A 9,928-nucleotide genomic window follows, 5' to 3' on the forward strand; every position below is an offset into this window, starting at 1 on the left:
CCTCCCGGAGCTACTTCGCGAACGTCACCGCCACCTTCGCGGCATCCGGGTCGCTGAAGCGCAGGAGGTCCTCTCCCTCCTGCACCAATGCGTCGCGAACGGGCTTCTTCAGCGGATCGAAGGCATTGCAGACCAGCGTCGCGGCGCCCTTCTTGCGCTCGGTGGTCCAGGTGCCCGCGGTGCGCCCGTCCACCAGGAACACGTTCAGCACGCGCAGGTTCTTCGTGGACAAGAGCGGGCGGTGCTCCTCGGGGACGACGCGGGTGCGGTCCGCGTGGGACAGGATGAGGTTGTCGAAGTCCGGCAGGAAGCGCACCGGCGCGGGCGTGTCCTCGGGCGGGCGCGGGGCTTTGGGCAAATCAAAGAGGACGCGCTTCTTCTCGTCGCGGAACTCCACCAGCTTGCCGCGCACCTTCTCGAATGTGTCCTTCAGCGGCTTGATGCCGGACCAGGACTGCATGTCCGCCACGGTGGCGGGGCCGAAGGCGGCCAGGTATCGCAAGACCAGTGGCGACACGTCGTCGTCCGTGGACAGCTTCTCGCCCAGCCAGGACTCCGCCAGCGTAAAGCCGGAGTTGCCCGGCCAGCCCCACTCCAGCCCCTCCTCGGGCACCTGGACGAGCGGCAGCATCATGCGTGTGGCGAAGCCCATGGCCCGCTCGTCGCCGCCCACGTGGTGCTTCAGCAGGTGCGCGCGCACCTCCTCGAACGTCCGGGGCTGCTCCTCGAGGAAGGGCTTCGCGGTGGCCAGCAGCGCGGGCAGGTCCAGCGCCGTGGCGCGCTCCTTCAGCACGGAGCGCAGGGCCGCCGCGAGCAGGGGCTGAAAGAGGCCGCGGTAGCGCAGGTAGTCCTTCGCGGTCATCAGGTGCAGCGTGCCCCGCATCATCGTGCCGCGCGCCAGCTCCCGCTTCAGCGCCAGCTTTGTGAGGCTGTCGCGCTGGAAGCCCTGGAGCCGGGACCACAGGGCCAGGTACGGCGGACGCGCGAGCTGTGCCTGGAGCCCCACCAGGTGCTCGATGGCGCGCGGCACGGTCATCTTCTCGCGCGTGAGCAGCAGCTGGCGCGCGAGCAGGGCGCGGTTGAGGGCCTGCTGGGACAGGATGTCGCTGGGCATGGGCCCAGCATAGCCAGCGGCCTTCAGCGCGTGAGGGCCGGAATCACCTTCGCTCCGAACGTGTCGATGAACGCGTCCTGGTCGCGGTTGACGTTGTGCAGGTACAGCCGGTCGAAGCCCAGGCGCAGGTCCTCGCCCAGCCAGTCCATGTGCTGCTGGAGGCTGCTGGAGACGCGCAGCGGACCGTCCAGGTCGTGCGGCTGCACCACGTCCGCCGCCTCCTGGAACTGCGCGGGCGTGCGCAGGTCGGTGAGGACGCTGTTGGTGAAGATGTTGGACGCCCACTGGTTGTAAGCGCCTTCGCGGGCGAGCTCGTCGTCCTTCGCGAAGGACAGCTGCACCTTGAGGAACATGGGCTTGCCCTCGCCGCCGCCCTCGCGGAAGGCGTCCACCACCTTGCGCAGCTCCTCTGGAGGCCGGGCGGTGGTGATGAGGCCGTCCGCCCAGCCCGCCACCCATCGGGCCGTCTTTGGCGTGACGGCGGCGCCCACGAGCAGGGGCATGTCCTTGGGGCGCGTGTAGAGCTTCGCCTCCTCCACGGTGACGAGCCCCCGGTGCGTCACCGTCTCCCCGCGGAAGAGGGCGCGCATGATGTCCACGCACTCCTTGAGGCGCGCGTTGCGCAGGTCCTTGGCGGGCCAGCCGGTGCCGGTGATGGCCTCGTTGAGGTACTGGCCGCTGCCGAGCGCCATCCACGCCCGGCCGGGGAACATCTCGTTCAGCGTGGCAAGCGCCTGCGCGACGATGGCCGGATGGTAGCGCTGGCCCGGCGCCGTGACGGAGCCGAAGGACAGCTTCGTGGTCGCGAGCGCCGCGCCCATGAAGGCCCAGGCGAAGCCGCTCTGTCCCTGCGCGTCCGTCCACGGGTGGAAGTGGTCGGAGTTGAGCGCGGCCTGGAAGCCCGCGGCTTCCGCCTTCTGGGACTGGCGCAGGAGCTCGCTGGGCGGGAATTGTTCGTGCGACGCGTGAAAGCCGATGAGTGGCATGCGGGTGCCACCCTGGAGCGGGAGCGCCGCCGCCGGGAGGATTGTCTTCGCCGGAGTGTTGGCTGAATGAAGTCCGATTGCCCTGGGGTGTGGGGTACCGCACGGCGGTCTCATCCAAACGGCCGACGCCCGCGAGGGGAGGGCTAAACGGAAAGGATGATTGAAGACCTCTGGTACAAGAACGCGGTCGTCTACTGCCTCGACGTCGAGACGTTCATGGACGGCAACGGCGACGGCGTGGGGGACTTCACGGGCCTCAGGCGCAAGCTGGACTACCTGGCGGGCCTGGGCATCACGTGCCTGTGGCTGCTGCCCTTCCAGCCCACGCCCAACCGCGACAACGGCTACGACATCAGCGACTACTACGGCGTGGATCCGCGCCTGGGGGACCTGGGCGACTTCGTGGCCTTCACCCACGAGGCGAAGCTGCACGGCATCCGCGTCATCATGGACCTGGTGGTGAACCACACGTCGGATCAGCACCCGTGGTTCCAGGCGGCGCGCAAGGACCCGGACAGCCGCTTCCGCGACTACTACGTCTGGGCGAAGAAGAAGCCCAAGGACGCCCACAAGGGCATGGTCTTCCCGGGCGTGCAGCCCTCCACGTGGACGTACGACAAGGAGGCGCGCCTCTGGTACTTCCACCGCTTCTTCGACTACCAGCCCGACCTCAACGTGTCGAACCCGGAGGTGCGCGAGCAGATCCTCAAGGTGATGGGGTTCTGGCTGGAGCTGGGCGTGTCCGGCTTCCGCGTGGACGCGGTGCCCTTCCTCGTCGAGTTGAAGGGCGTGAAGAACCCGGACGTGAAGGACCCCTACAAGCTGCTGGAGGAGATGCGCGAGTTCCTGTCGTGGCGAAAGGGCGACGCCATCCTGCTCGCCGAGGCCAACGTCACCATGGACGAGGTGGTGGAGTTCTTCGGCGAGAACGACCGCATGCAGCTGGTCTTCAACTTCCTGGCGAACCAGAACTTCTACCTGTCCATCACGCGCGGGGACGTGACGCCGCTGGTGCAGGCGCTGAAGTCGTCGCCGAAGCTGCCCCACACGGCGCAGTGGGCGAACTTCCTGCGCAACCACGACGAGCTGGACCTGGGACGCCTGTCGGACGAGGACCGGCAGGAGGTGTTCCAGGCGCTGGGGCCGGACAAGGGCATGCAGCTGTATGACCGGGGCCTGCGCCGCAGGTTCGCGTCCATGCTGGACGGGGACCGCCGCCGCATCGAGGTGGCGTACAGCCTGATGTTCTCGCTGCCGGGGACGCCGGTGCTCTGGTACGGCGACGAGCTGGGCATGGGGGAGAACCTGGCGCTGGTGGAGCGGCAGTCGGTGCGCACGCCCATGCAGTGGAGCCCGGAGCCGCACGGCGGCTTCACGCTGGCGGAGGCGCCAGTGAAGCCCCTGGTGTCGGAGGGGCCGTTCGGCTTCAAGCACGTGAACGTGGCGCAGCAGCGCCGGGATCCGGCCTCACAGCTCAACTGGACGGAGCGCATCATCCGCGCGCGCAAGGAGTGCCCGGAGCTGGGGTGGGGCGCGTGGAAGGTGCTGCGCTCGGGTAACAAGGGCGTGCTGGCCATCCGGTATGACTGGAAGGGCAACGCGCTGGTGGTGCTGCACAACCTGTCGTCGCGGCCGTGCACGGTGAAGCTGGACGTGGGTGGCGATGAGCCGTGCACGCTGTTCAACGTGCTCAGCGAGGACCACTCCGAGCCCGCGGACGACGGCCGCCACGGGTTGACGCTGGAGGGCTACGGCTACCGCTGGTTCCGCGTGGGATTGGAGAACCCGGCGCGCAGGCACCGGACGGAGCCGATGCCCTGAGCAGAATCGCTTGAGGCCCGGACGTCACCGCCGATGCAGGTTCGTCAGCCTGTCGAGCATCGCCGCGTTCGCGGCGGTCCCTTCGTCCGCGTAACCCCGGCGTCCGCCGCTTTCGATTTCGAACTCCTGAATCGTTCCGTCAACCACCGCCGATGCCAGATAGTGGGTCAGTGTATCGAGGGGAATCACGTAGGACCCTCCAGACCACCCATGATTTCCGAGAGTCATTCTCCACTGAGGCTCAGGCGGATTTCTCTGGAAGAAAGTGATGTAGGCCCCTGGGTCGCTGGGGGATGGGTATTCGCTGTCATAGATGGAGAGGCTGAGTCCCTCTACTGAGAGGCGCGACAGGAGACGACCCCAGTTCTCCTGGGTCAGGGCGGGGTCGACAGCGTATCGCCCTGATTCGATCGACAGCATTTCGGAAAAACCGAACTGGATTCCGGATGCAATGGATTTCATGGCTCGCTCCCTCTGCCGCGGCATTGTAGCCGCTCACGGTCGATGTAGCGGTCATCAAGCGTCCCAGGGCTTCGCCCCGGCGGGGATTCGGGCTACAGACCTGGGGCAGGAGGCTCGTGATGCCCGCTCCCCTGACGCGGCGGCCGGAGACGAAGTCGTTCAGCATCGAGGACCTGCTCGACCGCGTGCGGCGCGGCGAGGTGCGCATCCCCGACTTCCAGCGCCCCTTGCGGTGGACCGCGGGCGACGTGCGCGACCTGCTGGACAGCGTGTACCGGGGCTATCCCATCGGGACGCTGCTGTTCTGGCGCCGGGAAGCGCCCGCCGCCAACGTCAGCTTCGGTCCCGTGCGCATTGACGCGCCCTCCACCAGCCAGGGCCTGTGGGCCGTGGACGGACAGCAGCGCGTGACAGCGCTGGCGGGCGTGCTGCTGCATCCGGCCTATGGCGATGACACCAGACGCGACGGCTTCCACCTGTACTTCGACCTGGAGACGGAGGAACTGCATCCGCCTCCGGAGGAGGGCACGCCTCCGCCGCACTGGCTGCCCATGAACGAGGTGCTGGACAGCGAGTCACTGCTCCACTGGCTCAACCGCTATCCGGACCGCGAGGCCCACCCGGAACACCTGCGCGCCGCCATCCGCCTGGGCAAGGCCATCCGCGAGTACCAGGTCCCCGCCTACGTCGTGGACACCGCGGACGAGAAGGTCCTGCGGATCATCTTCAAGCGCCTCAACACCGCGGGCCGGCCGCTCACGGATGAAGAGGTGTTCAACGCGCTGTACGTGGGCTCGCGCTCGCTCAGCCTGGAGTCGGTGACGGAAGGGCTGCGGGAGCTGGGCTTCGGCAGCATCCCGGAGTCCCTGCTGCTGCGGACCGTGCTGGCCGTGCGCGGCCTGGACTTCACGCGCGGCTACCAGGAACAGCTCAACCAGGACGACGAGCTGACGGAGACGGTCCGGCGCACGGACCGGGCGCTTCGCGATGCCATCGTGTTCCTCAAGCGCGATGCCTTCATCCCGCACCTCAAACTGCTGCCCGCTCCAGAGAACTCGCTGGTCCTCCTGACTCGGTTCTTCCAGCTGCACCCGGAACCGTCACCGCGTTCACGCGAACTGTTGTCGCGCTGGTTCTGGCGCCACATCGTCTTTGGCGGCTGGGAGCTGAAGCCCGCGGAGGCCCTGCAGGTCTTCGCGGCGATGCGCTCCGACGAGGAACGCTCGCTCCAGACACTGCTGGGACAGGTTCCGCCGCCGCTCATCCGCTGGTGGATGGAGACCGGCCTGCCGGTCATGCCCCACGCCACCGTGAGGCCTCCGCTGGTCCTGCGCATCGCGATGCTGTCGCTCCAGCCGCGCCACCTGCTGACGGGCGCGGTGCTGGATCCGGGAGAGCTGCTGGAGCAGAAGGGCGAGGGCTTCCAGCTCCTCCTCCCCCCGGATGACGTGCGGTGGCGCACGCAGCGGGCCCAGGACCGCAGGACGGTCCGGCGCTTGATGGAAGGAACCTTCAACTACCTCTTCCATCCCCCGGTGCAGGGGCGCTCCCTCCTCGAGGTGCTCGAAGCGCAGCCGCCCCCGAGCGAGGAGGTCCTCCACAGCCACGGGCTCACGGCGGAGTCCCTGGAGTCCTTGCGGCACAATGACGGCGCGTTCCTCCATCTGCGGCAGGCCGTGCTGGAGCCCGTCCTGCGCCAGTTCATGGAAACGCGCACACGCTGGGACGACTCGGACCGGCCTTCGCTCCAGTCGATGATCATCGACGACGATGAGGACTGACATGGACCCCCTGCTCCCCGTGTCCACCACCGGCATCCTCGATGTCCTCATCGGCGACGTGCACGTCGGCACGCTCACGCTGCTCGCGGACGAACGCATCGAGTTCAGCCTCTCCGAGGACTACCGCCAGCGCTACCCGCGCCCCGTCCTGGGCCAGTTCTTCGAGGACGACCTGTCGCGCCGCCACACCAGCCGCATGCGGCTGCCGCCGTTCTTCTCCAACCTCCTGCCCGAAGGCCCGCTGCGCGACCTCATCTCCGAGCGCCAGCACATCGCCCGGCAGCGTGAGTTCTTCTTCATCGCCCACCTGGGCACGGACCTCTCCGGCGCCGTCACCGTCCGCCCCGCGGGTGAGCTCGCTGGCCACGACGCGCCCCTGACGGACGTCCCCACCGAACCCGTGTCCGACGGCGAACCGCTGCGCTTCTCGCTCGCGGGTGTGCAGCTGAAGTTCTCCATGCTCCGGCGTGACCGGGGCATGACGCTGCCCATGGGTGGCCTGGGCGGCGACTGGATCGTCAAGCTCCCGGACAACCGCTACGACCGCGTGCCGGAGAACGAGCTGTCCGTGATGACCTGGGCGCGCGCGACCGGTATCGACGTGCCAGAGATTCAACTGCTCAAGGTCTCCGACCTGCACGGCCTCCCGGAAGGCATCACGCTGCGCGAGGACCTGTCGTACGCCATCCGCCGCTTCGACCGGCCGTCCCCGGGGCGTCGCGTGCACATGGAGGACATGGCGCAGGTGCTGGGGCTGTACTCCGATGAGAAGTACAAGAAGTACAACTACGAGACCATCGCCAACGTGCTGCTCAAGGTGGCGGGACTGGACTCGCTCCAGGAGTTCCTGCGGCGGCTGGTGTTCATCATCACGTGCGGCAACGGCGACGCGCACCACAAGAACTGGTCGCTCTACTACCCGGACGGCACGCACCCCACGCTGTCGCCCGCGTACGACTTCGTCTCCACCATCCAGTACATGCCGCAGGACCAGCTCGCGCTGAACCTGGCCAAGTCCAAGCGCTTCGAGGACGTGTCGCTCCAGAGCTTCGAGCGGCTGGCGCGCAAGCTGGGCCTGAGCGACGAGGACGTCCTCCCGGTGGTGCGGGGCGCCGTGGAGGTCGCGCTCGATGCGTGGACCACGCTGCGCGCGGACCTGCCCATGCCGGAGCTGTTCAAGCAACGCATTGAAGAACACTGGAAGCGCGTCCCGCTCCTTCAGGGCAACGTGAAGCGCAGCGCGGGCGAATTGCGCCAGACGGCCAACGCCTTCTTCACCCTCTACAGCGAGCTGCCCCGGCTGGGCCCCGGCAGCGACGACTGCACCCGCGAGGCCCTGCGGCGCCTGGCTCCTCCGCCGCCCTCGCCGCGTGTGCTGGACCTGGGCGCGGGCACCGGCCGGCAATCGCTGGTGCTCGCGCGCGAGCTGGGCACCCGCGTCACCGCCGTGGACCTGCACCGGCCCTACCTCGACCGGCTGGAGCGCGAGGCCCGCGAGCAGGGGCTGTCGGACGCCATCGTCACGCGGCAGGAGGACATGGGCGCGCTGACGCTGCCGCCCGCGTCCTTCGACCTCATCTGGTCCGAGGGCGCCATCTACGTGGTGGGCTTCGGAGAGGGCCTGCGTCAGTGGCGGCCGTTGCTCGCGCCCGGTGGACAGGTGGCCGTCACCGAGTGCTCGTGGCTCACCGACGTCCGGCCCCCGGAGGCGGTGCGCTTCTGGTCGGCCGCGTATCCATCCATGGCCAACGTCGCCCAGAACCGGGCCACCGCGGAGGCGGCGGGCTTCACGGTGGTGGACACCTTCACGCTGCCCGCGTCCGCGTGGTGGGACGACTACTACACGCCGCTCTTGCAGCGCATCGAACGGCTGCGCCCCACCGCGGACGCGGCCCTGCGCGAGGTCATCGCGGCGGCGGAGCAGGAGGTGAACCTGTACCGCCGCCACGGGGACAGCTACGGCTACGTCTTCTACCTGCTGCGTTCGCGCGAGGCGTGACGGTGGCGCGGGACGGGACGACCGGAGAGGATGGTCCGCCCATGCCGGCCACCGCTCCCCGCGCCGTCCCCGCCGGGGATGCGCCCACCGACGCTTCGCTGACGCTGCTGAGCATCCCCGGGGCGACGCAGGCGGAGGTGGACACCTACTGGCTCACCCGCGTGTACCAGGGCGACCGGCTGCCCCAGCTCACGCTGCGCGCGGTGGCGCTGGGCGCGGGGCTGGGCGTGCTCACCTGCGCCACGAACCTCTACGCGGGCCTGAAGACGGGCGTGGCGTTCGGCGTGGCTGTCACCGCCGCGCTGCTCGCGTCCGCGACGCATGGGGCGCTCCGGCGCTTGAGCCCCCGGGTAGCGGGCTCTCCGCTGTCACTGCTGGAGCTCGGATGCGCGCAGACGGTGGCGTCGTCCGCGGGGTACGCGACGGGCGGCGCGCTCGTGTCGGTGCAGGGCGCGTGGCTGTTGACGACGGGGCACCACCTGCCCGGGATGACGCTGCTGGCCTGGACGTTCCTGCTGTCCGCGCTGGGCGTGCTGTTCGCGGTGCCGCTCAAGCGGCAGCTGGTGGACCGGGAGCAGCTTCCGTTCGCGTCCGGGACGGCCGCGGCGGCGACGGCTCGCGCGCTGCACGCGGGCGGTGAGACGGCGGGGCCCCGGCTGCGGATGCTGGGCGTGGGCGGGCTGGTGGCGGGCTTGCTGACGCTCGCGCGCGATGGCTTCGGGCGCGTGCCGTATGCGTATGCGTTTCCCGGGACGCTGGGGGGCGTGTCGCTGGAGCGGCTGGGGTTCGCGCTGGAGACGGGGTTGATGCCGGTGGGGGGCGGCGCGCTCCTGGGCGTGCGCGTCACCGCGTCCATGTTGCTGGGAGCGCTCGTCGTCCATGGCGTCGTCGCGCCCCGGTTGATGGCCGCGGGCGTGGTGGCCCCGGACGGGGACTTCCTCGCGTGGGCGCTGTGGCCGGGCGCGGCGGCGCTCACCACCGCGTCGCTGTTGCAGTTCGCGCTCCAGGCCCGGGTGTGGGGCCGCGCGCTGAGGGGACTCTGGGGTGGGCAGCCGCGTGAGGCGCCTCATGCGATTGAAGCGCTCCAGGTGCCCGGGCGGTGGTGGGTGGCGGGGATGCTGGTGCTGACGCCCGCGACGGTGGCGCTGGCGCGGGTGGGCTTCGACGTGCCGGTGCCGCACGCGCTGCTCGCGGTGGCGCTGTCCTTCGTGCTGTGTCTCATCTCCTGCCGTGTCACCGGGGAGACGGACGTGAGCCCCGTGGGCGCGCTGGGACAGGTGACGCAGCTCACGTATGGCGTGCTGCTGCCGGGCGACGTGCGCGCGAACCTGGCGACGGCGGGCATCACGGTCAACGCGGCGTCCTCGTCCGCGGACCTGCTCACGGACCTGAAGGCGGGGCACCTGCTGGGCGCCAATCCCCGCCGCGTGTTCCTGGCGCAGCTGTTGGGGTGTGTCGTCGGAGCGCTGGTGGTGGTGCCGCTGTTCTACCTGCTGGTGCCGGAGCCGTCCGTGCTGGGCTCGGAGCGCTTCCCGGCGCCGGCCGCGACGGTGACGGCGGGCGTGGCCCAGGTGCTGGCGTCGGGGTGGGGCGCGGTGTCGGCGGACCTGCGGATCGCCATGGTCTGGGCCGCGGGCGCGGCGGCCGTCCTCACCCTGGGCGAGCAGGCCCTGCCAGCGCGCTTCCGCCGCTGGACGCCGTCCGCCGTGGGGGTGGGGCTGGCCTGCCTGCTGCCTGCCTCCACCTGCCTGGGTTTCTTCCTGGG

At 69.6% G+C, this 9,928-nt stretch carries 7 protein-coding genes; 4 read left to right on the forward strand and 3 right to left on the reverse strand.

Annotation, left to right across the window (positions count from 1 at the left end; all coding sequences use genetic code 11):
• Window positions 1-10: 10 nt before the first annotated feature.
• Entirely contained in the window at window positions 11-1,114 is a 1,104-nt protein-coding gene (locus D7W81_RS22175; protein WP_120557395.1) for a winged helix DNA-binding domain-containing protein, read from the reverse strand.
• Window positions 1,115-1,137: 23 nt separating this feature from the next.
• Complete coding sequence (locus D7W81_RS22180; protein ID WP_120557396.1) at window positions 1,138-2,100, reverse strand: TIGR03885 family FMN-dependent LLM class oxidoreductase; 963 nt, start codon at window positions 2,098-2,100, stop codon at window positions 1,138-1,140.
• A 156-nt stretch (window positions 2,101-2,256) separates the two neighbouring features.
• On the opposite strand from D7W81_RS22180, the gene D7W81_RS22185 reads away from it, so the two are divergent.
• Window positions 2,257-3,921: an alpha-amylase family protein gene (locus D7W81_RS22185; RefSeq protein ID WP_120557397.1), complete on the forward strand. Its 1,665-nt coding sequence runs from the start codon at window positions 2,257-2,259 to the stop codon at window positions 3,919-3,921.
• Between the two features lie 24 nt (window positions 3,922-3,945).
• Here the strand turns inward: D7W81_RS22185 and D7W81_RS42040 are convergent, their stop codons facing one another.
• Window positions 3,946-4,383, reverse strand: a complete 438-nt coding sequence (locus tag D7W81_RS42040) for a hypothetical protein (protein WP_147445581.1) — start codon at window positions 4,381-4,383, stop codon at window positions 3,946-3,948.
• Window positions 4,384-4,502: 119 nt separating this feature from the next.
• Here D7W81_RS42040 and D7W81_RS22190 point away from each other — a divergent pair, with 119 nt between their 5' ends.
• The 3 genes from D7W81_RS22190 to D7W81_RS22200 all read left to right on the forward strand — a co-directional run.
• Window positions 4,503-6,164 (forward strand): DUF262 domain-containing protein, encoded by a 1,662-nt coding sequence (locus tag D7W81_RS22190; protein ID WP_120557398.1) that lies wholly within the window; start codon window positions 4,503-4,505, stop codon window positions 6,162-6,164.
• 1 nt (window position 6,165) lies between these two features.
• Window positions 6,166-8,163 (forward strand): HipA domain-containing protein, encoded by a 1,998-nt coding sequence (locus D7W81_RS43580; protein WP_244227356.1) that lies wholly within the window; start codon window positions 6,166-6,168, stop codon window positions 8,161-8,163.
• Window positions 8,164-8,204: 41 nt separating this feature from the next.
• On the forward strand, window positions 8,205-9,928 hold a 1,724-nt coding region (locus tag D7W81_RS22200; protein WP_147445582.1), incomplete at its 3' end, for an OPT family oligopeptide transporter.

It is taken from the genome of Corallococcus aberystwythensis (genome assembly GCF_003612165.1).
Classification (GTDB): Bacteria; Myxococcota; Myxococcia; order Myxococcales; family Myxococcaceae; genus Corallococcus; species Corallococcus aberystwythensis.